This window comes from Bradyrhizobium iriomotense (assembly GCF_018129405.1).
Lineage (GTDB): Bacteria > Pseudomonadota > Alphaproteobacteria > Rhizobiales > Xanthobacteraceae > Bradyrhizobium > Bradyrhizobium iriomotense_B.
In genome coordinates this window covers 168,423-193,805 of sequence record NZ_JAFCLP010000008.1, presented here as the reverse complement: position 1 = coordinate 193,805, position 25,383 = coordinate 168,423, and the positions used below count along the sequence as shown (strand labels likewise).

The 25,383-nt window shown below is 64.9% G+C and carries 27 protein-coding genes and 1 tRNA gene; 14 read left to right on the top strand and 14 right to left on the bottom strand.

Annotation, left to right across the window (positions count from 1 at the left end; translation table 11 throughout):
- Window positions 1-9: 9 nt before the first annotated feature.
- The 4 genes from cyoD to cyoA are packed head-to-tail and all read right to left on the bottom strand — an operon-like array spanning window position 10 to window position 4,186.
- Window positions 10-390 (bottom strand): cytochrome o ubiquinol oxidase subunit IV, encoded by a 381-nt coding sequence (gene cyoD, locus JQ592_RS19125; protein ID WP_211404349.1) that lies wholly within the window; start codon window positions 388-390, stop codon window positions 10-12.
- Complete coding sequence (gene cyoC, locus JQ592_RS19120) at window positions 387-1,016, bottom strand: cytochrome o ubiquinol oxidase subunit III (RefSeq protein ID WP_211404348.1); 630 nt, start codon at window positions 1,014-1,016, stop codon at window positions 387-389. The genes cyoD and cyoC overlap by 4 nt, the downstream gene beginning before the upstream one ends.
- Complete coding sequence (gene cyoB, locus JQ592_RS19115) at window positions 1,017-3,014, bottom strand: cytochrome o ubiquinol oxidase subunit I (RefSeq protein ID WP_211404347.1); 1,998 nt, start codon at window positions 3,012-3,014, stop codon at window positions 1,017-1,019.
- 11 nt (window positions 3,015-3,025) lie between these two features.
- On the bottom strand, window positions 3,026-4,186 hold the full coding sequence (gene cyoA, locus JQ592_RS19110; RefSeq protein WP_211404346.1) for a ubiquinol oxidase subunit II: 1,161 nt from the start codon (window positions 4,184-4,186) through the stop codon (window positions 3,026-3,028).
- Between the two features lie 182 nt (window positions 4,187-4,368).
- On the opposite strand from cyoA, the gene JQ592_RS19105 reads away from it, so the two are divergent.
- Window positions 4,369-5,697, top strand: coding sequence for an MFS transporter (locus JQ592_RS19105; protein ID WP_211404345.1), 1,329 nt, complete (start codon window positions 4,369-4,371; stop codon window positions 5,695-5,697).
- Between the two features lie 207 nt (window positions 5,698-5,904).
- On the opposite strand, the gene JQ592_RS19100 is transcribed toward JQ592_RS19105, so the two are convergent.
- The gene (locus tag JQ592_RS19100; protein ID WP_246820530.1) at window positions 5,905-7,296 is read right to left on the bottom strand and encodes a M48 family metalloprotease; all 1,392 of its coding nucleotides are present in this window, start codon (window positions 7,294-7,296) and stop codon (window positions 5,905-5,907) included.
- Window positions 7,297-7,427: 131 nt separating this feature from the next.
- Complete coding sequence (locus JQ592_RS19095) at window positions 7,428-8,198, bottom strand: thermonuclease family protein (protein ID WP_349630475.1); 771 nt, start codon at window positions 8,196-8,198, stop codon at window positions 7,428-7,430.
- Between the two features lie 399 nt (window positions 8,199-8,597).
- Here JQ592_RS19095 and JQ592_RS19090 point away from each other — a divergent pair, with 399 nt between their 5' ends.
- From JQ592_RS19090 to JQ592_RS19080, 3 genes are all read left to right on the top strand, one after another.
- The gene (locus tag JQ592_RS19090) at window positions 8,598-9,803 is read left to right on the top strand and encodes an ABC transporter substrate-binding protein (protein WP_211404344.1); all 1,206 of its coding nucleotides are present in this window, start codon (window positions 8,598-8,600) and stop codon (window positions 9,801-9,803) included.
- A 127-nt stretch (window positions 9,804-9,930) separates the two neighbouring features.
- Window positions 9,931-10,722 (top strand): enoyl-CoA hydratase, encoded by a 792-nt coding sequence (locus JQ592_RS19085; RefSeq protein WP_349630474.1) that lies wholly within the window; start codon window positions 9,931-9,933, stop codon window positions 10,720-10,722.
- A gap of 2 nt (window positions 10,723-10,724) precedes the next feature.
- A complete protein-coding gene (locus tag JQ592_RS19080; RefSeq protein WP_211404343.1) occupies window positions 10,725-11,477 on the top strand; it encodes a hypothetical protein in 753 nt (250 codons plus the stop codon).
- 215 nt (window positions 11,478-11,692) lie between these two features.
- Here JQ592_RS19080 and JQ592_RS19075 read toward each other — a convergent pair whose 3' ends face one another.
- From JQ592_RS19075 to JQ592_RS19065, 3 genes are all read right to left on the bottom strand, one after another.
- Window positions 11,693-12,511, bottom strand: a complete 819-nt coding sequence (locus JQ592_RS19075) for an enoyl-CoA hydratase/isomerase family protein (protein ID WP_211404342.1) — start codon at window positions 12,509-12,511, stop codon at window positions 11,693-11,695.
- 184 nt (window positions 12,512-12,695) lie between these two features.
- Window positions 12,696-13,856 (bottom strand): acyl-CoA dehydrogenase family protein, encoded by a 1,161-nt coding sequence (locus JQ592_RS19070; RefSeq protein ID WP_211404341.1) that lies wholly within the window; start codon window positions 13,854-13,856, stop codon window positions 12,696-12,698.
- A gap of 18 nt (window positions 13,857-13,874) precedes the next feature.
- On the bottom strand, window positions 13,875-14,939 hold the full coding sequence (locus JQ592_RS19065) for an acyl-CoA dehydrogenase family protein (RefSeq protein ID WP_211404340.1): 1,065 nt from the start codon (window positions 14,937-14,939) through the stop codon (window positions 13,875-13,877).
- A 246-nt stretch (window positions 14,940-15,185) separates the two neighbouring features.
- Here JQ592_RS19065 and JQ592_RS19060 point away from each other — a divergent pair, with 246 nt between their 5' ends.
- Entirely contained in the window at window positions 15,186-15,971 is a 786-nt protein-coding gene (locus JQ592_RS19060) for an SDR family NAD(P)-dependent oxidoreductase (protein ID WP_211404339.1), read from the top strand.
- A gap of 188 nt (window positions 15,972-16,159) precedes the next feature.
- On the opposite strand, the gene JQ592_RS19055 is transcribed toward JQ592_RS19060, so the two are convergent.
- Window positions 16,160-16,432, bottom strand: coding sequence for a GlsB/YeaQ/YmgE family stress response membrane protein (locus JQ592_RS19055; RefSeq protein WP_027564166.1), 273 nt, complete (start codon window positions 16,430-16,432; stop codon window positions 16,160-16,162).
- Between the two features lie 99 nt (window positions 16,433-16,531).
- Window positions 16,532-17,125: a YidB family protein gene (locus JQ592_RS19050; RefSeq protein WP_211404338.1), complete on the bottom strand. Its 594-nt coding sequence runs from the start codon at window positions 17,123-17,125 to the stop codon at window positions 16,532-16,534.
- 163 nt (window positions 17,126-17,288) lie between these two features.
- Here JQ592_RS19050 and JQ592_RS19045 point away from each other — a divergent pair, with 163 nt between their 5' ends.
- On the top strand, window positions 17,289-18,296 hold the full coding sequence (locus JQ592_RS19045) for a 2-dehydropantoate 2-reductase (RefSeq protein ID WP_211404337.1): 1,008 nt from the start codon (window positions 17,289-17,291) through the stop codon (window positions 18,294-18,296).
- A gap of 17 nt (window positions 18,297-18,313) precedes the next feature.
- A complete protein-coding gene (locus tag JQ592_RS19040; protein WP_211404336.1) occupies window positions 18,314-18,529 on the top strand; it encodes a hypothetical protein in 216 nt (71 codons plus the stop codon).
- Between the two features lie 210 nt (window positions 18,530-18,739).
- On the opposite strand, the gene JQ592_RS19035 is transcribed toward JQ592_RS19040, so the two are convergent.
- Window positions 18,740-19,360, bottom strand: coding sequence for a hypothetical protein (locus tag JQ592_RS19035; protein ID WP_211404335.1), 621 nt, complete (start codon window positions 19,358-19,360; stop codon window positions 18,740-18,742).
- Between the two features lie 209 nt (window positions 19,361-19,569).
- Here JQ592_RS19035 and JQ592_RS19030 point away from each other — a divergent pair, with 209 nt between their 5' ends.
- The 4 genes from JQ592_RS19030 to JQ592_RS19015 all read left to right on the top strand — a co-directional run bounded on the left by JQ592_RS19030 (window position 19,570) and on the right by JQ592_RS19015 (window position 22,795).
- Window positions 19,570-20,598, top strand: a complete 1,029-nt coding sequence (locus JQ592_RS19030; protein WP_211404334.1) for an alpha/beta hydrolase — start codon at window positions 19,570-19,572, stop codon at window positions 20,596-20,598.
- A 160-nt stretch (window positions 20,599-20,758) separates the two neighbouring features.
- Window positions 20,759-21,397: an RraA family protein gene (locus JQ592_RS19025; protein ID WP_211404333.1), complete on the top strand. Its 639-nt coding sequence runs from the start codon at window positions 20,759-20,761 to the stop codon at window positions 21,395-21,397.
- A gap of 22 nt (window positions 21,398-21,419) precedes the next feature.
- Window positions 21,420-21,791, top strand: coding sequence for a dimethylsulfonioproprionate lyase family protein (locus JQ592_RS19020; protein WP_063692969.1), 372 nt, complete (start codon window positions 21,420-21,422; stop codon window positions 21,789-21,791).
- 47 nt (window positions 21,792-21,838) lie between these two features.
- Complete coding sequence (locus JQ592_RS19015; protein WP_211404332.1) at window positions 21,839-22,795, top strand: tripartite tricarboxylate transporter substrate-binding protein; 957 nt, start codon at window positions 21,839-21,841, stop codon at window positions 22,793-22,795.
- Between the two features lie 69 nt (window positions 22,796-22,864).
- Here JQ592_RS19015 and JQ592_RS19010 read toward each other — a convergent pair whose 3' ends face one another.
- Window positions 22,865-23,158 (bottom strand): GYD domain-containing protein, encoded by a 294-nt coding sequence (locus JQ592_RS19010; protein ID WP_018316453.1) that lies wholly within the window; start codon window positions 23,156-23,158, stop codon window positions 22,865-22,867.
- A 106-nt stretch (window positions 23,159-23,264) separates the two neighbouring features.
- A complete protein-coding gene (locus tag JQ592_RS19005) occupies window positions 23,265-23,618 on the bottom strand; it encodes a VOC family protein (RefSeq protein ID WP_211404331.1) in 354 nt (117 codons plus the stop codon).
- Window positions 23,619-23,760: 142 nt separating this feature from the next.
- On the opposite strand from JQ592_RS19005, the gene JQ592_RS19000 reads away from it, so the two are divergent.
- From JQ592_RS19000 to JQ592_RS18990, 3 genes are all read left to right on the top strand, one after another.
- Window positions 23,761-23,837, top strand: a tRNA-Arg gene (locus JQ592_RS19000).
- Between the two features lie 135 nt (window positions 23,838-23,972).
- A complete protein-coding gene (locus JQ592_RS18995; protein ID WP_211404330.1) occupies window positions 23,973-24,143 on the top strand; it encodes a hypothetical protein in 171 nt (56 codons plus the stop codon).
- Complete coding sequence (locus tag JQ592_RS18990) at window positions 24,121-25,248, top strand: DUF2252 family protein (protein WP_211404329.1); 1,128 nt, start codon at window positions 24,121-24,123, stop codon at window positions 25,246-25,248. The genes JQ592_RS18995 and JQ592_RS18990 overlap by 23 nt, the downstream gene beginning before the upstream one ends.
- The last annotated feature ends 135 nt before the right edge of the window (window positions 25,249-25,383 follow it).

The window sequence follows — 25,383 nt, the reverse complement described above, 5'->3', positions numbered from 1 at the left end:
GAGCCCTGCTCACTTCATTCCGCTCATCTGGTGGATGGGCATCATGTTGCTGTTGAGGTGGCTCATCACCCACAGCGAACCTGACAGCGCGATCACCACCATGACGATGGTGAAGATCAGCGCCATCATGGTCCAGCCATTCTCGGACTTGGCGTTCATGTGCAGGAAGTAGACCATGTGCACCACGATCTGCACGACCGCGAAGGCCATGATGACCAGCGCGGTGATCTGCTTGCTCGGCAGCGCGCCGCTCATGACCAGCCAGAACGGGATCGCGGTGAGCACCACCGAGAGCACGAAGCCGAGCATGTAGCCCGAGAACGTGCTGTGGGCGTGGCCGTCGTCGTGGTGATGGTCGCCCGCGTGGGCTGCGTGAGTATCGGTGTTCATCGCAGAACTCCCAGGAGATAGACGAAGGTGAAGACGCCGATCCAGACCACGTCGAGGAAGTGCCAGAACATCGACAGGCACATCAGGCGGCGGCGGTTGGCCTCGATCAGGCCGAACTTTCCGACCTGCACCATCAGGGTCACCAGCCAGATCAGGCCGCAGCTGACGTGCAGGCCGTGAGTGCCGACCAGAGTGAAGAACGCGGACAGGAAGGCGCTGCGCTGGGGCGTGGCGCCTTCGTGGATCATGTGGGCGAACTCAGTGAGCTCGATGCCGATGAAGGCAGCGCCGAACAGACCGGTGATCGCCAGCCAGATCTGCGTCTGGCCGATCTTGTTCTGCTGCATCGCCAGCATCGCAAAACCGTACGTGATCGACGACAGCAGCAGCATCGAGGTGTTCACCGCGACCAGGTCGAGGTCGAACAGGTCCTTCGGTGCGGGCCCGGCGGCGTAGTTGGCGCCGAGCACGCCGAAGGCGGCGAACAGCATCGCGAAGATGAGACAATCGCTCATCAGATAGATCCAGAAGCCGAGCGAGGTGCTGTAGCCTTCCGGATGCGGGTGTTCGTCGGCGAGATAGAACAGCGGCTCGCCGGTTTGCGTGGGATTGACAGCAACAGTCATTTACTTGGCTCCGGCGAGCAGTTTGGTGCGCGCGTCCTCGGTCCGGATGACGTCTTCAGCCGGAATGTCGAAGTCGCGGTGATAGTTGAAGGTGTGTCCGATACCGACGACGAGCATCGCGAGGAAGCTCGCAGCCGCCAGCCACCAGATGTACCAGATCAGGCCGAATCCCATCGCGGTGGCGAGACCGGCGAGGATGACGCCGGTGCCGGTGCTGCTGGGCATGTGGATCGGCTTGAACCCGGTGAGCGGACGCTGGTAGCCGCGCTTCTTCATGTCCCACCACGCGTCGTTGTCGTGAACGACGGGGGTGAAGGCGAAGTTGTAGTCCGGCGGCGGCGAGGAGGTCGCCCATTCCAGCGTGCGCGCGTCCCAGGGATCGCCGGTGACGTCCTTGAGCTGCTCGCGCTTGAGGAGGCTCACTGCGAATTGCATCAGCATCGAGAGGATGCCGAGGAAGACGAGGAAGGCACCGATCGCGGCGATGACGAACCAGATCTGCAGGGACGGATCGTCGAACACGCGCAGGCGGCGGGTCACGCCCATCAGGCCGAGCACATAGAGCGGCATGAAGGCGAGGTAGAAGCCGACGACCCAGAACCAGAACGACAGCTTGCCCCAGAACACATCGAGCTTGAAGCCGAACGCCTTCGGGAACCAGTAATTGATACCGGCGAAGGCGCCGAATACCACGCCGCCGATGATCACGTTGTGGAAATGCGCGATCAGGAACAGGCTGTTGTGCAGCACGAAGTCGGCCGGCGGCACCGCGAGCAGCACGCCGGTCATGCCGCCGACCACGAAGGTCAACATGAAGGCGATCGTCCACATCATCGGCAGCTCGTAGCGGATGCGGCCGCGATACATCGTGAACAGCCAGTTGAACATCTTCGCGCCCGTCGGGATCGAGATGATCATCGTAGTGATGCCGAAGAACGAGTTGACGCTGGCGCCCGAACCCATCGTGAAGAAGTGGTGCAGCCACACCAGGTACGACAGGATGGTGATGACCACCGTGGCGTAGACCATCGAGGTGTAGCCGAACAGCCGCTTGCCGGAGAAGGTCGAGGTGACTTCCGAGAAGATGCCGAAGGCCGGGAGAACCAGGATGTAGACCTCGGGGTGGCCCCAGATCCAGATCAGGTTCACGTACATCATCGGGCTGCCGCCGAAATCGTTCGTGAAGAAGTTGGTGCCGACGTAGCGGTCGAGCGAGAGCAGCGCGAGCACGACGGTCAGAACGGGGAACGAGGCAACGATCAGGATGTTGGTGCAGAGCGAGGTCCAGGTGAACACCGGCATCTTCATCATGGTCATGCCGGGGCAGCGCAACTTGACGATGGTGCAGATCAGGTTGATGCCGGACAAGGTCGTCCCGACGCCGGCGACCTGCAGCGCCCAGATGTAATAGTCGACGCCGACGTCAGGACTGTAGCCGATGTTCGACAGCGGCGGATAAGCCAGCCAGCCGGTGCGGGCGAATTCGCCGATGAACAGCGAGGCCATCACCAGCACCGCGCCGCCGACCGTCATCCAGAAGCTGAAATTGTTCAGGAACGGGAACGACACGTCGCGCGCGCCGATCTGCAGCGGCACGACGTAGTTCATCAAGCCGGTGACCAGCGGCATCGCCACGAAGAAGATCATGATCACGCCGTGGGCGGTGAAGACCTGGTCGTAGTGATGGGCGTTGAGATAGCCTTCGGAGCCGCCAAAGGCGAGCATCTGCTGGCCGCGCATCATCAGCGCGTCGGCAAAGCCGCGCAGCAGCATCACGATGCCGAGGATCATGTACATGATGCCGATGCGCTTGTGGTCCACGGTGGTGAACCATTCGCGCCACAGGTAGCCCCAGAGGCGGAAGTAGGTGAGGCCGCCGAGCAGCGCGGCGCCGCCGAGCGCGACCACCACGAAGGTGCCGACGACGATCGGCTCGTGCAGCGGCAACGATTCGAGGCCGAGCCGGCCGAAGATGAGCTTGAGAAGATCAGGAGACATGCGAGCTCTCTTTAGGAGTCTGACTTCGGACGCTGTCCGAGGAAGAAGGACGAGGACTTCAGCGGCGCGAAGGTCGGCCGCTTCAGGCCGGCACCTAGGAGCGGCGCGATGTCGGTCGGGGCCTTGATCGACGCGGTGGTCTGACCCTGCGGCGCTTCCGGCGTGCAGGTGCCGGCGACGAAGGTCGGCTCGGGCCCGAGCGGGGTGCCGCGGCGGGCGTGCTTGTCGTAGGTGAGCGGCAGGGTGTTGTTCAGGCCCTCATGGCCGCGACCGCCCTTGGCGTCGATCGCCATCATCTCGCTCTGGCACATCTTGCCGGTCTCGACGCACATGTTGAGGATCAGGCGGTAGAGATCGGAATCGACCGTGCCGTAGCGGCGCACCGGCTCGTTCTCGCTGGGCTTCTCGAGCTGGAGATATTCGGCGCGGCCGAGCGAGCCACCGGCGGATTTGGCCTGCGCGACCCAGGCGTCAAAGCCCTTGTCGTCGAGGCCCTGGAAGTTGAAGCGCATGCCGGAGAATCCGGCGCCGCTGTAGTTGGCCGAGAAGCCCTTGTAGGTGCCGGCGTGGTTCACGACGGCATGGAGCTTGGTCTCCATGCCCGGCATCGCATAGATCTGGCCGGCAAGCGCGGGGATGTAGAACGAGTTCATCACCGAGGAGGCAGTGATGCGGAAATTGATCGGACGATCGACCGGAGCGGCCAGATCGTTGACGGTGGCGATGCCGTAGTCCGGATAGATGAAGAGCCACTTCCAGTCGAGCGCGACGACGTCGACCTCGAGCGGGGCCTTGGACTGGTCCACGGCCTGCTCCGCCTTGATGCGGCCGAGGGTGCGATAGGGGTCGAGCAGATGCGTGCCCATCCAGGTCAGCGCGCCTAGGCAAACGATGATCAGCAGCGGGGCCGACCAGATCACCAGCTCGAGCTTGGTCGAGTGATCCCATTCCGGCTCGTAGCGGGCCGAGGTGTTGGACTGGCGGTAGCGCCAGGCGAACAGCACCGTCAGCGCCATCACGGGGATGACGATCAGGAGCATCAGGACGGTGGAGATGATGACGAGGTCGCGCTGCTGGGCAGCGATGTCGCCGGCTGGCGCCAGCACGACGTAGTTGCAGCCGCTGAGCGCAACTGCCAGGGGTAGTAGCGCCAGGATCTTGAGACGAGACACGGGCCGAGCCTTTGAGAATGAGTTTCCTTTGCGGGGCCAACGGGTAGCTGCGACGCAGCAATCCGGACATTGGACAATTTGTCCAATGTTGCAGTGCGGAATGTTGGGCCAGACAGGGCCCGATTGCCTGGCTTCTCGCCGGGGCGGTCGGCTTTGGTTTTCAGGACGTTAAGGGCGCACGAATGGCGACGGCACAGACCCCCGCAATGGCAGACCTCCACTCGGGCGAGCACGGCCACGACCAGGCCAGTCCCGGCGAGATCGCCATCGGCGTCATCATCGGGCGCACCTCGGAATTCTTCGACTTCTTCGTCTTCGCGATCGCCTCGGTGATCGTGTTCCCGCGCCTGGTGTTCCCGTTCACGAGCGAACTGACCGGCACCCTCTATTCCTTCATGATCTTCGCGCTGGCGTTTTTGGCCCGTCCGATCGGCACCGTCATTTTCATGACGGTCGACCGGGAGTACGGCAAGACGGCCAAGCTGGTCTCGGCGCTGTTCCTGCTCGGCACCGCCACCGTCGCGCTCGCCTTCCTGCCCGGCTATCACGAGATCGGCGTTGCCGCGATCTGGCTGCTGGCGCTGGCGCGCATCGCGCAGGGTCTGGCCTGGGGCGGTGCCTGGGATGGTATGGCTTCGCTGCTGGCGCTGAATGCGCCGGCCTCGCAGCGCGGCTGGTACGCGATGGTGCCGCAGTTAGGTGCTCCGCTCGGGCTGATCGTGGCGAGCGCGCTGTTCGCCTATTTCGCCGGCAACCTCTCGGCCGACGACTTCTTCGACTGGGGCTGGCGCTATCCGTTCTTCGTTGCGTTTGCCATCAACGTCGTGGCGCTGTTCGCGCGCCTGCGCATGGTGACGACCGAGGAATATGCTTCGCTGTTCGAGACCCGCGAATTGCAGCCCTCGCGCATCTCCGACACCGTCGCGCGCGAAGGTCACAACATCATGCTCGGCGCGTTCGCGCCGCTGGCGAGCTTCGCGCTGTTCCACATGGTCACGGTGTTCCCGCTGTCCTGGGTGTTCCTGTTCACCCGCGAGAGCCCGGTGCGATTCCTGATCATCGAGATCGTCGCCGCCGTGTTCGGCGTCGCCGCGATCGTTGCCTCCGGCGTCATCGCCGACCGCGTCGGCCGCAAGTCGCTCTTGATGGGATCGGCGATCGCGATCGCGATCTACAGCGGTTTCGCGCCGCAGCTGCTCGACGCCGGCGCGTTCGGCGAGACCATCTACATGGTGATCGGCTTCATCCTGCTCGGCCTCTCCTTCGGCCAGTCCTCGGGTGCGATCGCCTCGAACTTCAAGCAGATGTACCGCTACACGGCCTCGGCGCTGACCTCCGACATGGCCTGGCTGTTCGGTGCCGGCTTCGCCCCGCTGGTTGCGCTGCTGCTCGCCACCAATCTCGGCGTCATCGCCTCGGGTGCGTATCTGCTGTCCGGCGCGTTCTGGACCCTGCTCGCGCTCTGGCTCAGCGGCCAGCGCGAGGCGGGCGACATGGACGCGGGCGGCTAGTTAGGATCGAGCCGGCGCGGCATAAACAGATGTCGTCCCGGCCTAGTGCGCAATTGCGCACGGGGGCCGGGACCCATAACCCCAGGGCGGGGTTATGAGGCGGGCTGACAACTCCGAGTCTTCGCCAAATCTTACCCTGTGGCTGGGTCCCGGCCTTCGCCTGGCCTTCGCCGGGACGACGGCGGAATTCGCGGAGCGAGCGCAGCCTCAATCCGCCACGATCTTCACGCGATCCCGCACCTTCACCTGCGCGGTGCGGTCGAGGCCGTTGAGCACGCGGAAGCGTTCGGCGGGGTGATCGACGCCGGACATGCGGTGGGAGAGCGATTCCACGGTGTCGCCGGGCTGCACGGTGATGACCTTGATGCGCAGCGGGCGCGCGGCCTGGATCTCGTCGAGCGTCAGGCGGCGGAATGAGTTGACGGTCTCCCGTGCGTTGCGCTCGCTCTCGGTCGACTTCTGCCGTGTCGCGAAGATGAAGCGGTAGACGTCGCTGCCGAAGCGCAGCGCATAGACCTTGAACTGCCACTGGTCGCCCTTGGCGGTGGCGGACGCGGCCGGGAAGCCGTTGATGGTGAGATCCTCGGTCGAGGCCTTCTCGACGCCTTCCATCCAGCCCGAATTCAGGTAGTCGCCGAGCGACTGCTCGGCCGGCACGCGCACGACGTCGAAGCGCATCGCCTGCGAACCGCCGTCGCGCACGCCGATCACGGCCTGCGCGGTGTTGTCGAGCGTGAAATTATCAGGCGCCTGGAAGGTGAAGCCGAGCTTCGGATGCAGGAAGCGGCGGCCGCGGACGAAGCCTTCGCTGGGGTCTTCGCCGTAGACGAGATTGTCGATCGCGGCGAGATAGCTCTCGCGGTCGCGCTCGGCGCCCTCGGGCGCGGCGTATTGCCGTGCGATGTTCTGCGCATTCTGCACGCGCTCCGGCGTTGCCGGATGCGACGAGGTGAAATCCTGCGCGCGCGGATCGAGCGAGCTCTTGCCGGCCTTCAGCTCGGCATTGCGCTCCATCGCCGACAGGAAGCGCGCGGCTCCATAAGGGTCGAAATGTGCTTTCGCAGAGATGCCGACGCCGATGCCGTCGGCCTCGAACTCCTGGTTGCGCGAGAAGCTCGCCATGGTGAGCTTGGTCTTGGCGAGCGCGAGCGCGGTAAGATCAGGGTCGTTGCTCATGTCGGTGACGACACGGGTGACGATGGCGGCCTGGCGCGCCTGGTCCTCGCGCATCGCGGCGTGCTTGGAGAGCACATGTGCCATCTCGTGGCTGAGCACGGAGGACAATTCCGAGGTGTCGCTGGCGAGTGCAAGCAGGCCGCGTGTGACATAGAGCTGGCCGTTCGGCAGCGCGAAGGCGTTCACCGCGCCGGAATTGAGAATGGTGACCTTGTAGCCCTGGTCGGGACGGTCGGACGCGGCGACCAGCCGGTCGACGGTCTTGCTGACAAGGGATTCGAGCCGGGGGTCGTCATAGGCGCCGCCATAGCTCGCCAGGATGCGCTCGTGCTCCTTCTCGGTGGCGGGTGTCTGCGCGACGGCCGGCTTCGGCTTGGGCATCGCGACCGTCGGCGGGGCGGCGGCGGTCTGGAACCGGTTCATGTCGCCGCAGCCGGCGAGAAACCCGCCGAGCGCAAGGCAAAGCGCAGCCGGCGCAGCCCGCAGGCGGCGGCAATCACCCAGTCCGTGCCGTTCTAGCACCCCATTCACGTCGCTTAACCCGTGCCCGGCCGTTAAGGCCTTACCCCAGTAGGCTCATTTGCACCCAGCAATTCAACCTGTCCCAAGAGACGCACATCGATACGCGGCCCCGTACTCCCCTCAACCCAGCCTCGGACCCGAATACGCCGATTCTCCAAGGACTTAAGGGCGATGCCGGCGCTTTCGAATGCCGGTAGCGTGCGCTTTGAAATAATCACGGCAAAGCCGCGTGTCCAGTTCCGTCCGAAGTTGAGGTAGGTCATTGCCCCAGCTTGCCGGACCGACAGGACTTTGCCCTCGACCACCATAAAGCGCCCGATCCCCGCCAAAATATCGTCCGGACTTTCCGCGTTTTTTATGGCCGATGGGTCAGCCCAGTTGCCCATTTTTTGGCGCCTAGCCTGGGCCTCCGACGCCAGCAGGGCGGCCGCGCAGTCCCTGTCGGCGATTTCGGCTGAGGCGATGGCCTCGCCCTGGGCCAGCAGTGCGGCCTGCACCGAGGTGTCGCTTTCACCGATGAAGACCAGCGCACCCTGGCGGCCGTAGCGGTCGGGCGTGTCGTCGGCGCTTCGCAGCGTGACGTCGCGGCCGGCGAGCAGCGACGTCAGCGCGTGCTTCGTTGTCGCCGTCGGCTCGATGCCGGCGAGGCGGACTTCGCGACCGTCGTCGAGGCGCACACTGCGCGCATCGACGATCGCGGCGACGCGGCCTTCGCCTTGTGACTCGACCTGGCACGGTGCCGCGAACGCGGTGTGACTTGCGGTGAGGAGTAATGCGGCGATGAGGTGAAACAGTCGTGTCACGTTGCCCGGAGAGGTTGCGTTGCGCCGCGACCTTAACCCAAACGGTGCCAGCGACGAAGGGGCACTCGTAGCGTGGGCAAAGCGAAGCGTGCCCACGTCTCCGGTTCGTCGCTCCGGCTGGTGGGCACGGCGCGAAGAGCGCGCCTTTGCCCACCCTACGGCAGTTCGCGTGACGCTTCGTCATTGCCTCACGCATCGTCATTGCTTCGCTGCGCTCGCAATGACGGCACGGAAACATCTTGCCGCACGCCACCATTCCGCTTTGCGGAAAACACGCGCGGCAATCGTGCACTTGCAGCACCCCGTGCTTGCTGCGCTCTCGCGCATGCGGCATGATTGCGGCAACAGCAATAACCAAGCCGCCATCAGAGCACGGCGCGATAAGGGAGGTCTTTTTCGATGAAGAATATTTTGTCCGGCATTTTTGCCGCTGCGTTTGCCCTGAGTGCGAGCGCCGCGCAGGCCCAGGACAAGCCGCCACTCAAGATCGGCGGCATCCTCGACATGTCGAGCCTGTATGCTGACATCACCGGTCCCGGCAGCGAGACTGCGGCCAAGATGGCCGTTGAGGATTTCGGCGGCGAGGTGCTCGGCCGCAAGATCCAGGTGCTGGCGGCCGACCATCTCAACAAGGCGGATCTCTCCGGCAACATCGCCCGCGACATGCTCGACAATCAGGGCGTCGAGATGATCTACGACGTCGCCGCCTCCGCCACCGCGCTCGCCGCCGGTGAGATCGCGAAAGCGCGCAACAAGATCATCATGTTCAACGGACCGGGCTCGATCCGTCTCTCCAACGAGGCCTGCGGTCCCTACACCATCCACTACGTGTTCGATACGTTCGGACAGGCCAACGTCACCGGCCTTGCGGCCGTGAAGTCGGGCCTCGACACCTGGTTCTTCCTCACCGCGGACTACGCCTTCGGCCAGGATCTGGAGAAGGACACCGGCAACGTCGTGACCAAGACCGGCGGCAAGGTGGTCGGCAGCGTGCGTCATCCGCTCAACACCTCGGATTTTTCGTCGTTCCTGCTCCAGGCCCAGGCCTCGAAGGCCAAGGTGATCGGCCTCGCCAACGCCGGTGGCGACACCGTCAACGCCATCAAGCAGGCGGCCGAGTTCGGCATCACCAAGGGCGGCCAGAAGGTCTCGCCGCTGCTCGCCTTCGTCACCGACATCGACTCGATCGGGCTGGAGACCGCGCAAGGCCTGCTGCTGGCGGAAGCGTTCTACTGGGACATGAACGACGAGACGCGCGCATTCTCGAAGCGCTTCATGGAGCGGGTCAAGCGGCCGCCGACCTCGGCGCAGGCCGGTGTCTATTCGTCCGTGACGCATTACCTCAAGGCCGTAAAGGCGGCCGGCACGACCGATGCCGCCGCGGTGATGAAGGTGATGAAGGAAACGCCGATCAACGACTTCTTCGCCAAGGGCGGCAAGATCCGCGAGGACGGCCGCATGATCCACGACATGTACCTGTTCGAGGTGAAGAAGCCGTCGGAGTCCAAGGGCCGCTGGGACGACTACAAGCTGCTCGCCACCGTGCCCGGCAGCGAGGCGTTCCAGTCGCTGGAGCAGTCGCGCTGTCCGCTGGTGAAGAAGTGACGGCGTGACGTAAGTCACGACGTCATCCCGGGGCTCGCGAAGCGAGAACCCGGGATCTCGAGGTTCCGGGTTCGCGCGTTGCGCGCCCCGGAACGACGGAGATACACAACAACAAGGGAGACGTCCTGTGAGCAACGACATGGTCCTGCAAAAGCTCGAAGGCGGGCTGCTCACCATCACCATGAACCGTCCGGAGCGGAAGAACGCGCTCAACCCCGACATGGTGCGCGGGCTGGTCGAGGCGGCGCGGCGCGCGGCTGACGATCCTGACGTGCGCGCGGTGCTGTTCAAGGGCGCCGGCGGCTCGTTCTGCGTCGGCGGCGACGTCAAGTCGATGGCGGAGGGCCGCGCGCCGCTGCCGTTCGAGCAGAAGCTCGCGAATTTGCGCCGCGGCATGGAGGTCTCGCGCATCCTGCACCAGATGCCGAAACCGGTGGTGGCGCAGCTCGACGGTGCGGCGGCCGGCGCCGGGCTGTCGATGGCGCTGTCCTGCGATCTGCGCATCGCCAGCGAATCCTGCAAGATCACCACCGCTTTCGCCAAAGTCGGCTTCTCCGGCGATTATGGCGGCACCTATTTCCTCACCCAGCTGCTCGGCAGCGCACGGGCGCGCGAGCTGTATTTGATGTCGCCGGTGCTCACTGCGAAGGAAGCGCACGCCATCGGCATGGTGACGAAGGTCGTGCCCGATGCCGAGATCGACGCCGCCGCGCACGAGCTGGCGCTGTCGCTGGCGCAGGGGCCCTCGATCGCGCTCGGCTACATCAAGCGCAACATCAACAATGCCGAGCATCTGGCGCTGGAGGACTGCTTCGACGGCGAAGCGATCCATCACACCCGCTGCGGCGACACCGCCGATCACAAGGAGGCTGCAAAAGCCTTCGTCGAGAAGCGCAAGCCCGCCTTCAGGGGCGAGTGACGATGGCGTCCTACATGCGCTTGCGCCAGATCTGCCTGGTCGCGCCGCAGCTCGAGCCCGTGATCTCCGACATCGCCAGGATCATGGGTCTCGCCGTCTGCTACCGCGACGGTAATGTCGCGAAGTACGGCCTGGAGAACGCGCTGCTCCCGGTCGACACGATCCTGCTGGAGGTGGTGGCGCCGTTCAAGGAGGGCACCACGGCCGGCCGCTTCATCGAGAAGACCGGCGGCCGCGGCGGCTACATGGCGATCTTCTGCTGCGATGATCCCGACGAGCGCGGCCGCAATGCAAATGCGCTCGGCGTGCGCACCGCCAACGTGATCGACCACGCGCCCTATCACGGCGTGCAGCTTCACCCGCGCGACTGCCGCGCCGCCTTCATCGAGTTCAACCACACCGAAGGCAGCGATGACATTCTGGGAGCGTATCCGCCGGCGGGACCGGACTGGCAAAAATTCATCCGCACGGATGTGACGCAGGCGCTGACGGGTGTGGAGATGCAGAGCCCGGAACCGCGAGGGCTTGCGGAGCATTGGGGCAAGATCATCGGGATTGCGCCGAATGACGAGGCCGAACTGAAGTTGCCCAATGCCACCTTCCGCTTCGTCAAGGGCGCCAGCGAGATCATGAGCGCGCTGGAGTTTCGGGTGGCTGACGTGGCCCAGGTGCTCCATACCGCCAAGGCAAAGGGGCTCGCGGTCGCCGGCAATGAGTTCTTGCTGGGCGGGGTGACATTCAGGCTTGGCGCCTGAGTTCGCGCCTTCGTAGCCAGTCTCCTCACGTCGTCCTGGACAAGCGAGCGGAGCGAGCGCTGATCCAGGACCCATTACCCCAGGGAGGAGTTCGACGAGGACTCGTGGTTGAGAGTTTCGCGCTACAACCTCTCCCTGGGGTAATGGGTCCTGGCTTTCGCCAGGACGACGATTGAGAATGTTGCGATGCCTGAGTGATCCGGCGAAGCGCGCGATTACCTTCCCTTAAAATTCGCCGCGCGCCGCTCCTCGGTGGCCTTCACGCCTTCCTTGAAGTCCTCCGTCGCGCGCAATCGCGTCTGCTCGGCGAGCTCGTGATTGGTCGCGGCCATGACACGGTCGGCTAGGCCATTGCGCAACGTGGCGCGGGTCGAGAGCAGGCCGAGCGGGGAGCATTCGGCGATCTCGCCGGCGAGCTTCATCGCGGCGGCCTTCACCTGGTCCTGCGGCACAAGCTCGTTGGCGAGGCCCCATTTATAGGCCTCGTCGCCGGTGACGCGGCGGCTGGTGTAGAACATCAGCTCGGCGTTGTTCTTGCCGATCAGCTCGGGCAGCGTCACGGTCAGGCCGAAGCCGGGATGGAAGCCAAGCTTGGTGAAGTTGGCGGAGAAGCGCGCTTCGGGGCAGGTGACGCGGAAGTCGGCCGACACTGCGAGGCCCAACCCGCCGCCGATGGCCGCGCCCTGCACGGCGGCGACGATCGGCTTCTTGGCACGGAAGATGCGCACGGCCTGGATGTAGAGATGGCTGATCGGCCCGAGATTGTCGGCCGGATCGCCTTTCTTGGCCTGCTCGGCCTCGCGCGCTTCCTGCGCCTGCCGCGCCGGGTCGCCGAAATTGGCGCCGGCGCAGAACGCCTTGCCCTGCGCCGACAGAACCGAGGCGCGGATCTCGATGTCGCGGTCGAACTCGTCGAGCGCATCGGCGATCTGGTTGATCAGCGAGATGTCGAAGAAGTTGAGCGGCGGGCGGCGGATCTCGATGGTGCCGACGTGTCCAACTTTTTCGACGCTGACGTCTTTATACGTGCTCATTCTTGCCTCCAGTATCTCAGTAGCGAAGAACCACCTCTCCCGGAGGGAGAGGTCGATTTGCGCCAGAAAATCGGGTGAGGGGTTGTGCTCTATCGAGGGACCGTCGCCCCTCACCCGGCGCTATGCGCCGACCTCTCCCGATGGGAGAGGTGGACAGAGCGCGCGGCCGGCATCTCGGTCTCATCTAGCGCAAGCCAAGCCCGCGGGCGATGATGCCGCGCAGCACCTCGGTGGTGCCGCCCTGGATGGTGAGCTTCGGCGCGGTCTTGATGGCGAAGTCGAGCTGCCGCTCCAAGGTCTCGCGATTGGTCGCGGTCTCCTCGACGAAGGCGGCGAGGTCGCGCACGCGGTGCGGAAGCTGCTGCTCCCAGACCGTGCCGATGTCCTTGACGATGGACGCCTCGACCACCGGCTCTTTGCCGGCCTGCAGCATGCCGGCCACCGAGACCGACATGCGCCGCATGGTGTGAAGCTGCGCGACCAGCCGGCCGATGCCCTCGGCGCTGCGCGTGTCCGGGTTGGGGCCGACCGCGCGCACCAGCTCGGTCAGCACGTAGTATGTCTCCAGGAAGCGCTCGGGGCCCGAGCGCTCATAGGCGAGCTCGCTCGTCGCCTGCTTCCAGGCGCCGTCGACCTCGCCGAGCACGTGATCATCAGGGATGAAGTGATCGGTGAAGACGACTTCGTTGAACTCGTACTGGCCGGTGATCTGGCCGATCGGGTTCACCTTGATGCCGGGCTGCTTCATCTTGACCAGGAACTGGGTCAGGCCGTGGCGGCGGTTCTCCTTGGTCGGCGGCGAGGTCCGGAAGATCGCGATCATGTAGTCGGCGATGTGCGCCGACGAGGTCCAGATCTTGGTGCCGTTGATGAGATAGCCGCCGTCGGTCCTGGTCGCGCGCGTCTTCGCCGCGAACAGGTCGGAGCCGGAATTCGGCTCGCTCATGCCGATGGCGAAGCAGATCTCGCCGCGGCAGATCCGCGGCAGGATCTCCATCTTGATGTGCTCGGGCGCATATTTCAGCAGCACCGGCCCGCTCTGGCGGTCGGCGACGAAAAAGCGCCGCGTCGGCGCATTGGCGACGCGCATCTCCTCGGTGACGACGTAGCGCTCGAGGAAGGAGCGCTCCTGGCCGCCATACTTCTTCGGCCAGGTCATCCCCAGCCAGCCCTTGGCACCGACCCGGCGGGAAAATTCCGGCGCGTCGGTGTCTTCGCGGTTGGGCTTGTTCGGATCGAAGGTGCCTGCGGCGATTTCCTCGGCGAGGAAGGCGCGCACTTCCTTGCGCAGCTGTTCGCACTTTTCCGGCAGGCGGATCGGATCGAAACGGAGGGCGGCGGTCATTGTTGTCTCGTCTCCTGATCAGCGCGACGCCACGAGCGGCCACAATTCATCGGCGCCTCTGGTGGCGACCAGCTTGCCGAGCTCGACGGCCCAATGGCTCTCCGAACCGAAATCGTCGCGCCAGGCCAGCGCCCGCAGCGAGTAGCGGTGCAGGATGTGCTCCATGGTGAAGCCGATCGCGCCGTGAACCTGATGCGCGATGCTGCCGCCTTTTTCGGCTGCTTCCGCGCAGCGGATCTTTGCCGAGGCGGCTTCGAGATAGACCGCGTCGTCGAACGATTTTGCGTTGGCGATGGCGTCGGCGGCTGACGTCGCGGCCGCAAGCGCCGCGGCGGATTCACCGGCGAGGCGCGCGAGATTGTGCTGCACCGCCTGGAATTTCGAGATCTTCTTCTCGAAGGCGACGCGCTCGTTGGAGTAGCGCACGGAAATGTCGAGCATCGATTCCAGCGCGCCGGCGATCTGAAGGCTGCGCGCAACGCCGCCCATCAGCATCAGATTGGTCTGCTCAAAGCCCTTCGGTGAGGACTTGATGGTGATCGGCTGCACCTTGTCGAGCGTCACGGTGTCGCTGTGGTCGTAGCCGACATTGAGCCCGGATTCGATCCGGCCCTTGCTCGCATCGACCAGCGCAATGACGGCGCCGTCCTTGCCCTGCGCCAGCACCGCAAAATGTTTCGCCGCCTTGGCAAAGGGCACGCCGCGGGTGCGGCCGGAGAGCGCGCCGTCGGCATCGAGGGTGATGCGATCCTTCGGGCTCGCCGGCAGGACCGTCATCTCGCCCTCGGGCGAAGCGATCTTCGCCTGTGCGAGCAGCCAGCCCGCGAGCATGGTCTCGGCCAGGGGAACCGCGACCGCGAAGCGGCCGGCGGCGTTCAGCAGCGCAAAGCCGTCGGCAAGGCTCGCGCCGGAGCCGCCGAGGTCGTCAGGCACCCAGGACAGCGGCAGGCCGGCTTCGCTCAGTGCCTGCCACAGCGGCGCCTGCCACGAATTATTCTTGTCGTTGTTGATGGTTTGCGGATCGGCAAGATCGGCGAAGATTTTCTCCGCGGTCTCGACGACGATATTGTCACTCTCCGCCACAGCGTTCCCCGTGTTTTGCCATTGGCGCATCCGGTCTGATCGGCCGGCGCGCAGTCTCTTCTTGCGCCCGATGATCGGAAAAAGCCATGGCCCTGACAAGCGTTGATCGCAGGTCCATCTGCGGCGCCGGCATGGGGACAGGCTTCAAGAAATGCTAATTCCGCTTAGCGGAGTTTGCTCGATTTGCAGGGCGCGGCAAACTCGCTAAACAGGACACCGCATCAGATACAGGGGAAGGAAATCCGGATGGCAAAAGACGGTTTGTGCGCAATCGTGACGGGGTCCGCATCCGGCCTCGGAGCGGCAACCGCGGAAATTCTCGCGCGGAGCGGGGCGCGGCTCGTCATCAACTATTCGTCGAGCCAGAAGGAAGCCGAGGCGACGGCCGAGGTGTGCCGCAAGGCGGGCGCGGCGGAGGCGCTGGTCGCGCAGGGCGACGTCTCCAAGGATGAGGATTGCCGCAAGATCGTCGCTGCCGCCAGCGGCTGGGGCCGGCTCGACATCCTCGTCAACAATGCCGGCACCACCAAGCATGTCGCCCATGCCGATCTCGACGGCTTGTCGGCTGAAGACTTTCAGCGGCTCTATGGTGTCAACACCATCGGCCCGTTCCAGATGGTGCGCGCCGCGCGCAGCCTGCTCGAGGCCGGTGCGAAGGCTTCGGGGCGGCCGTCGGCGGTCGTCAACGTGTCGTCGGTCGCCGGCATCAGTGGCGTCGGTTCGTCGATCGCCTATGCCGCGAGCAAGGGCGCGCTCAACACCATGACGCTGTCGCTGTCCCGCGCGCTGGCGCCGCTGATCCGCGTCAACACGGTGTGCCCCGGCTATATCGACACGCCCTGGTTCACCAAGGGCCGCGGCGAGGCCGGCGCCAAGCAGGTGCGCGACAGCGTGGTGGCGAAGGTGCCGCTGAAGGTCGCATCAACCGCCGACGACATCGCGCAGCTCGTCTGCTTCCTCGCGATGCCGGCCTCCTGCAACATGACCGGCGAGGTCGTGCGCATGGACGCGGGGATGCATTTGATTACGTGAGACACTCCGCTGGCGCGTCAAATTCACATGTCGTCCCGGCCTAGTGCGCAATTGCGCACGGGGGGCCGGGACCCATAACCACAGGGAGTAGTTTGGCGAAGACTCGGAGTTATCAATCTTCGCCAAACCAATCCCTGTGGTCCCGGATCTGCGCGCGCTTAGGGCGCGCTTGTCCGGGACGACGAAACTCACCCCTTTATCACGCCGCTGGCCACCAGGCGGTGCCAGATGAACAGCACCACCACTGCGCCGATTGTGGCCATGATGAAGCCGGCGCCCTGGTCGGGGCTGTAATGGCCGATGGCCTGGCCGATGAAGGTCGCGAGAAATGCGCCGGCAATGCCGAGGATGGTGGTGAGGATGAAGCCGCTCGGGTTGTTCGGCCCCGGTGCCAGCCAGCGCGCGATGAGGCCGGCGACGAAGCCGACGATGATGATCCACAACAGGCCGCCGAAACTCATGACAGTGCTCCCCTTGCCTGGAATTCGCAGAGCGTGATCCGGAAAAGTCTGCAGCGGTTTTCCGAGCGGATCACGCTCAAACTGAACTGAAGACTTCTCCTAAATCCTGCCCGAGAGTTCATTCTCGGTCGGCACCCGTCCATCGGGCGTCAGGTGGTCGATCACCTGCGGCAGATACTGGCTGAGACCGGAGAGCAGCTCTTCGCGCGACAGGCCGCTCTGGGCGGACAGGCTCTCGATCTGGTCGGCGCCGAGGGCGCTCGCGAGATCGCCGGGTGCGATCGGCTTGTTCTCGCCCTTGCCGACCCAGGAATTCGCGGTCTCGCCATGGCCGCTCTGCTGAAGCTGGTTGAGGAGATCGCCGAGCCCGCCGCTCAGCACGGTGCCGGCCGCGCCACCGGCGATCAGCCCGCCGAGGCCGCCCTTGAGCAGGTCGCTGAGGCCGCCGCTGCCGCCGGGAAGCGTGGCGTTGCCGGTATTGACCGGTGTCGGAGGTGGCAGCGGTGAGCGCTGCTCCGGGGCAGGCGCCGCACCGGGCTGGCCAGCCGTCAGATGCTTGAACGCCTTCCAGGCGAGCAGGCCGAGCAGCGCCATGGTCATCGGTGACATGCCGCCGGAGGATTGCTCGGAGCTTGGTGTGCTCGGGCCGCGGGGGCCGTTCTGCATGCCGTTGAGGACATCGAGTAGACCCATGGTGCTCTCCTTTGGCGTCTCGTTCGGCGAGTGCTCGCCGCTGACTGCCCCCGGGGCGAAAACATATGGGGCTCTCATGACGGTTACAAGGCGGATGCCTCGCAACCAATGGGCAGGCGGCGTTGCCTCTGCTATCGAAGGCGGGACGTTTAAGGAGAACGAGGTGGTTACGGATCGACCGATCGTGGTGGCCGGTGCGGGCGCCATCGGCTGTTTCGTCGGCGGCATGCTGGCATCAGCCGGCCGTCGCGTCGCGCTCCTGGTGCGGCCGCGGGTGAAGACCGAGATCGAGCGGTTCGGCCTGCTTCTGACCGATTTCGACGGCTCCGAGAAGAAGCTCGGTGCCGGCCAGCTCGCGCTCTCGGAAGATCCATCGATCTTCCACAGCGCGGGCATCGTGCTGGTGACGGTGAAGAGCGCCGACACCGCCGATGTCGCGGACCAGATCGCGCAGCATGCGCCGCAGGATGCCGTCATCGTCTCGCTTCAGAACGGGATAGGCAATGTCGCGGTGCTGCGCGAACGCCTCGGCGACCGGCGCGTGCTGGCCGGCATGGTGCCGTTCAACGTGGTCGCGAAGGGCGAGGGTCGTTTCCACCGCTCGAGCTCCGGCGACATCCATGTCGGAGCAGACGCGGCAAACACCGCCGGAGCGCTTTCGGTGCCCGGCCTTAACGTGCGCGCGAGCGGTGACATCACCGGCGTGCAATGGGGCAAGCTGATCATCAATCTGAACAACGCGCTCAGCGCGCTGTCCGACATGCCGCTCGCGGCGCAACTGGCAAATCGCGACTGGCGAAGATTGTTCGCCGACCAGATGGCGGAGGGGCTGGCTGCGCTGCATGCCGCCGGTATCGCGCCGGTCTCGTCAACGCCGATCCCGATGAACTGGTCTCCGACATTGCTGCGGCTGCCCGACATGATCTTCAACGCGATCCTCGGGCGGACCATGAAGATCGATCCCGAGGCGCGCTCCTCGATGTGGCAGGATCTGAAACAGGGCCGCAAGACCGAGATCGACTATCTCCAGGGCGCGGTCATCGCGCTTGCCGAGCAGAACAATGTCGCCGTGCCGCTGATGCGCCGCATTGTTGCGCTGATCAGGGAGGCAGAACTCGCCGGCAAGGGCCCGCCCGGGCTGACACCGCGGCAGATTCGCGGGACGGCCTGAATGCAAGGAGAAACGCGATGAGGCGTTGGTCGATGATCGGGCTCGCGCTGACCGTGCTCTGCGGCGCATCGCCGCTCGCCTACGCCAGGCCGCCGACGGTCATGAACTCGCCCGGCTATGACAGGCGATTGCAGGAGAGCAGGTCGCAGTTGGGTGGTTCGCCCGTGGTGACAGCGCCGGCAAATGCGCCGGTGGCTAAACCGAAGCGGGTCAAGAAGAAGCGCGCTGACTAAGCCACACGCTCCGCTGTCGTCCCGGACAAGCGCGCCCAAAGCGCGCGTAGATCCGGGACCCATAACCACAGGGCGGAGTTGTGGCGCGAGGCTGGTCACTCCGAGTCTTCGCCAAATTCAATTCGGTGGCTATGGGTCCCGGATCTGCGCTGGCGCTTGTCCGGGACGACAGCGGAGTTTGGGGTAGCAGCGGAACGAAAGCCGAGAAACTCAGCCCTTCTTCGCCGGCTTGCTCGGCGTCGGACTGAACAGCTTCTTCAGATCGTTCAAGCTTTCCGACAGCCGCGGCCACTCGCAGGAGAACGAGCCCTTGGTGCAGGGCGCGCTCTTCGGTCGCGGGCCTGCGGCCTGCAAAACCTTCGGCCGCTCGACCGGCACCGGCACGCGCTCGGCCTCGGTTCGCAGGGCGATCTGCTGAAGCTGCTGGACCTGTTGCTCCTGCTGCTCGCGCTGCTGGCGGGCCGTGGCCTGGGCGGCTTCATTGCTGCGGCGCTGACTCGCGAGGTAGACGGTATAGGCTTGGTCGATCTTCCTCTGCTCCTCCGGCGTCGGGTTGGGTCCGGCGATGTCGAAGGTGCGGTCCTGGAGGAAGTCGTAATAGGTGTAACCGCCACCCGGCTTGCGGCGGCCGGCGAATTTGGCGTTGCAGTCGGCCAGCGCCGCTGTCTTCTCGGCCTTGGTCGCGGCCTTCTCGGCGCTATCGGCGCATTCCTCGAAGTCGACGGGCGCGCGCTTCCACCATTGCGCCTGGGCATGCGACTGCGTCAGCAGAAAAAATCCTGCTGCGGCAACGACAAGCGCCGCACGACGCGATGCAACGACAACCGACATTCTACGAGAGCATTCCTTGCAAGACTCAACCCGAACCGAGTCGAGCCGGATTTTTGCCTCTTTATCGCCGGCTTGTCACCCGTGGAACCCGGGAATTTCATGGCTGTGATGCTGACATTTTTTGCTTGACGTGGCGCGGGAGTCACAGCCGCGCGGCACATGTTGCGCTTAGACTTTTATCGATTTGAATTCGAGGGGGAATCTCCGTCATGAGAGCGCTGGCCCGACTTGCCGCACTCGCCCTGCTGCTGACTTGCGGCCACGCCTTCGCAGCGGAGGAGGATGCACCCAACCGCAAGCCGGTGAAGGCCATCGGCGATGCCAGGCTCTCGGTCGGCGGGCGGGGAATGCTGCCGCTCTACCTCTCCCGCGACTGGTCGATGCCGCTGCCGGCAATTTCGCGAGCGGTCATCGTGCTGCATGGGCGCCTGCGCAATGCCGACGAATACTATATATCGGCCAACAACGCGCAGGCCGCAGCGGGCGACGACGGCAAGAGCGCGCTGATGATCGTCCCGCAGTTCCTGGCGGAGATCGATATCGAGGCGCACAGGCTTCCCTCGGACATGCTGCGCTGGTCGCTGGAGGGATGGGAGGGCGGCGATGCCGCGCTCGCGCCGAATCCGGTGTCGTCCTTCGAGGCGCTCGATGCGATCCTGGCAAAACTCTCGGACCGGCGCGTCTTTCCGAATCTGAAGCAGGTCGTGGTCGCCGGGCATTCCGGCGGCGGCCAGGTCGTGCAGCGCTATGCGATCGCGGGCAAGGGCGAGGCGCCGCTGCTGCGCCAGCATATCGACATCCGCTACGTCGTCGCCAATCCCTCGTCTTATGCCTATTTCAGCACCGAGCGGCCCTTTCAGGCGATTGCCGCGTCCTGCCCCGGCTACAACAATTGGAAATACGGCATGGGCGACCGTCCGCCCTATCTCGCGGACGCGACACCTGCGGCACTCGAACAGCGCTATGTCGAGCGCGAGGTGATCTACCTGCTCGGCACGCTCGACACCAATCCAAAACATTCCGCGCTGGACAAGAGCTGCATGGCCGAAGCACAGGGCCCCACGCGCTATGCCCGTGGCCACGCCTATGCCGATGCGATGGCCAAGCGCGGCCACGGTACGCCCAATCACCGGGTCTGGGATGTCGCCGGCGTCGGCCATGACGGCGACAGGATGCTGACCTCGAAATGCGGCCTCGCGGCGCTGTTCGACAGTCCGGGCTGCGGCGCCGAGCGCTGATGTCTTGAAGGCCCAGTTCCGGCTGTTACACTTCGCGCCGCGAGCGCCTCGCCCCGAGGCGCGCTGCCAAGATGAAGGAAGGGCGCGCCTTCCGGATCTTGCCGGCGAAGGCGCCGGCGCGCACGCCGAATAAGAAAATTCACGAAAGGACTCTTTAGACATGACGATCACGATCGCAGCGAACAGCGTGCCCAAACCGCCCGCCGAGATCATCGAGGGCTTTCGCGGTGCGCCGACCTCGGTCATCTCGGACAATCTCGCCCGGCTGCCCGGCGCGGTGGGGCTCAAGCCCTATCATCGCGGCGGCAAGCTGGTGGGGACGGCGTTCACCGTGCGTACCCGGCCCGGCGACAATCTCGCCATCCATCGCGCGCTCGATCTCGTCGGGCCCGGCGACGTCATCGTGGTCGATGGCGGCGGCGATGAGACGCGGGCGCTGGTCGGCGAGATCATGAAGAACATCGCGCAGTGGCGCAAAGCCGAAGGCTACGTCATCGACGGCGCGATCCGCGATGTTGCGGCGTTCGCGGCGGACGACTTCCCCTGCTACGCGCGCGCGGTGATCCATCGCGGTCCCTACAAGAACGGTCCCGGCGAGATCAACGTGCCTGTTACCGTCGGCGGCAGCGTGATCTCGCCCGGCGACATCGTCGTCGGCGACGAGGACGGCGTGGTGTCGTTTCCCGCTGCTGGCGCCGCCGCGCTGCTGGAAGCGGTGCGTTCCCAGGTGGCGCGCGAGGAGGAGACCATGAAGGCGATCCGCGAAGGCCGCTACCAGGGCTCTTACGGCAAAGCCTGAGAAGAACGAAGGGGAAAACGACGTGAGCCAGAAGGACGAATTCCACAACATCGACAATCCCGACGACGGGCTGTTCCGCGAGCTCGCGGCGGGGGTGACCACGCGCATCTTCTCCGGCGAGCAGGCGATGCTGTCGGTGGTGACGCTGGCGCCGCATGCGCAGGGCACGTTGCACCATCATCCCGAGGAGCAATGGGGCGTGCTGCTCGATGGCTCGGCGATCCGCGTCCAGGGCGATGAGGAAATCCCGGTGAAGAAGGGTGATTTCTGGCGCACGCCCGGCAACGTGCCGCACACCATGCGCGCCGGCCCCGACGGCGCCCGCGTGCTGGACATTTTCAGTCCGCCTCGGCCAGAATACAAGAAAGCGGGGTCAGGCTTCGGGACGACCTAAGCGCCACAGAGCAAAAAGCCAGGCGCAAGATAAATCGGGAGGGGACCATGACGATCACACGACGCACGCTCTTGGCCGCGCCAGCTGTTCTCGCAATGGCGCCGGCGGTAGCGCAGGCCGGCAAGATCACGCTGGTCGTGCCGTTTCCGCCGGGCGGATCGACCGACGCGATGGCGCGGCTGCTCCAGAGCAATTTGCAGACAAAACTCAACCGCATCGTCGTGGTCGAGAACAAGTCGGGCGCGGCCGGCGCGCTTGGCGCGGCGCAGGTCGCCAAGAGCCCGGCCGACGGGTCGACGTTCCTGGTCACCTTCGATTCCCACGCGGTGATTCCGTCGATCCTCGACAAGCCGCCGGTCGATGTCGAGCGCGAGCTGATGCCGGTGTTGCTGATCGGCACCGCGCCTTACGTGATCGCGGCCGGCGCCGACCGTCCCTACAAGAGTTTTGCCGACGTGGTCGCCGCCTGCAAGGCGACGCCCGGTGCGGTGAAATACGCCTCCGTCGGCATCGGCACGCTCGGCCATCTCGCCATGACCGTGCTCGGCAGCAAGGCCGGCGTCGAGATCATGCACGTGCCCTATCGCGGCGGCGGCCCGGCCATGAACGACGTGCTCGGCGGCCATGTCGATCTGATCGCGGGATCGGCGGCGCTGGTCGCCGCCCAGCTCGGCACCAACATGCTGCGCCCGATCCTGCAGCTCGGCCGCGAGCGGCTGCAGGCCTTGCCGGATACGCCGACGGCGATCGAGGCCGGTTTTCCCGATTTCGAGACACTGGCCTGGTGGGGCATCTTCGCGCCGGCGGGCACACCGCCCGACATCGTCTCGGCCATGGCGACCGCGTCGAAGGAGATCCTGAGCGAGCCCGCGACCGCCACCCAGCTCAAGGAGACCCAGCACATGACGCTGCTGCTCCAGGACGGCGCCGCCTTCAAGACCTTCTTCGACAAGCAGGTCGCCTATTGGGGCAAGGTGGTGAAGGACAACAATATCAGGGCATGAGACGCCTATTCCCGGGATTGCCGTCCCAGGTTCGCTGCCGGGTCCAGTGCGCTCGCGCGGACTTGCGCGTCAGAGCATCTTGCCGACGATCTTCGTCATATCTGCCGCCGAAAACGCGCGCAGCGTTTCGGTGCGGACATTGCCGAGTGCGCTGAGACTAAGGCTGAGCGACATCGCGGCAGCCTCATCTGGAGCCTCGAGAACGGTCACAACGTCATATCGTCCCTGCGTCCAGACGATCTCTTTCACGGTCACGCCGAACGTTTTGGCCATCTCCTTGAAGGCGTCGGCCCGCTTCGGCGAGTCCTTGACGTTGCGGACTCCCTGATCCGTGAAGTTCGACAGCACAACATAGGTTACCATGGTCGTCCTCCCTGGTTAGAACTTGAGGAAGCCGTGCCGAGCTTGCCACGGCGGCTGAGACAGCGCTACTTGCACGTTGGAACGTCAGCAGATGCGACTTATTCGGTCAGGACAACGGCCGTGCGAAACTGAGCTCATGGCCGTCGGGGTCGGTGAGATGGAAGTAGCGCTCACCCCATTCCGCGTCGCGCGGCGTGGTCGACGGCTGCCACCCGGCAGCGCGCGCCTGCGCGTAGGTCTCGTCGACATCGGCCACGTAGAAGATGACGCGGCCCCACCAGGACCAGCGCTTGTCGTCCGGCTGCGCCGTCAGGTTGAGATAGCCGGTGCCGGCGCGAAAGCTCGTGAACGCAGCGGCTTCGCCGCCATACAGGAGCTCGAACCCCAGCGACCGGTAGAAGTGCACGGCGCGCCCCATGTCATGCGTGCCGAGCGTGATGGCGCTGATGCTTTCGATCATGTGAGCTGCTCCGCCGAGAGGGGCCTGGAAGCGATTGTATAGCCGCCCCGTTCAGGTTGACGATGGTCTGGCCCGCCTGACGGCTGGCGAACCGCATTTTGCTCTGCTATGAGGGGGCCGAACCCGCAACTCTGGGTTCCGCGGTCCCGTAGCTCAGCCGGATAGAGCGGCGGTTTCCTAAACCGTAGGTCGGAAGTTCGAGTCTTCCCGGGATCGCCATTATCTCAGATACGTGATTGCATCTCAGATACGTGATTGCCGGCCCACCCGGGCGGGCTTGCGTCCATCTTCCCAATCCTCCGGCCTCGTCCTCGCGTTCGCCTGTGGTCCCGCGGCCGATGATGGCGAGGGCGCATGATCCGGCTGGCGGAAAAGCAGCGCGAGGGTTATCGTGCTCGCTTTGTAGTTGAATATCTGGACGCCCTGTTCGCCGCGCGGCAGCTCGCCGCAACCATTTCCGCAGGCCCCCGCTCATCGTCTCTCGCTTCAGGAAGCTCTGGCCGTGATCAAGCAAACGTCAATTAAAAGCGGCGGGATCGAGCCGCGTTCATTTCTGGACGACAACGAAGAGTTCGAGCGCTGGCTGCGCGCCCAATGCAAGGTCGTCGAGCGCGACCTCGACGAGAAGCACGAGAAGATGAAGGACGACCCGTTCGTCTTCCTTCGTGCAACCTTCTTCCGGTGGGCCAGGTGTATCGAAGCACTCTGCCCGGAGTTGAAGGACGCGCCGCGCGTACCGTCCGTGGGCGACACCCATATCGAAAATTTCGGGACCTGGCGCGATGCGGAAGGACGTCTCGTCTGGGGTGTCAACGATTTCGACGAGGCCGCGAGCATTGCCTATCCCTTCGATCTCGTGCGCCTTGCGACAAGCGCGCGGCTTGCGCCAAAGGCCAAGAAAAAGAAGGCGAGGGCCATGATCCACGTCAGCAATGGCGCCGCCGCAAGGGCGATTCTCGATGGCTACAAGAAGGGTCTCAAGCAGCCGCGGCCCGCGCTGCTGGATGAGCAGGCCAGCTGGATGCGCGCTTACGTGGCATGCACCGACGACGAACGCCATGAGTTCTGGGAGGACGTGAAGACATATCCGCGGGCGAAGCCTCCATCGCCTGTTGCCGCAGCGCTCCGCAAGAAACTGACGCCCGGTGCCTCATCCGGTCGCTTCGCGACGCGCGTGGCGGGTGTCGGCAGCCTGGGCCGGCCGCGTTTCCTTGTCATCGCCGATTGGTGTGGCGGCCAGATCGTCAGGGAAGCCAAGGCGCTGGTGCCGTCGGCCTGGGACTGGGCGCATGACCAGCAGGGCAGGCTGCGCTTTCTCGATCTCGCAAAAGGTTCGTATCGAGCCCCCGATCCGCACCTCGCACTCGAACGTCAAAGCGGCTTCGTGATCCGGCGCCTTGCCCCCGACTCGCGCAAGATCAATCTCGGGGATCACGCGAACATGCGTCTGGAGCTCGATCTGCTCAACGTCATGGGCTTCGACATCGGTGCCATTCACGCCGCCGAGGGTGCGTTTGCGAGGATTGCGGCGGACTTGGGTAGGCGCGACGATGATTGGCTCCATGCCGCCGCAAAGGCTGCTGCCGCATTCGTCGAAGATGATTTCAGGGAGTGGTGCAGGCACAATTGATCTGTGGGCGGCCCTCATTCACCATCATTCCCGTGCTTTGCTCGGTTGGTGCAAGATTTGCTATAGGCCGATGATCGAGGCAGGAAGTGGCTTGGGCCGCGCCTGCCACGCCTTGCCACAATTCCGGAGACCATG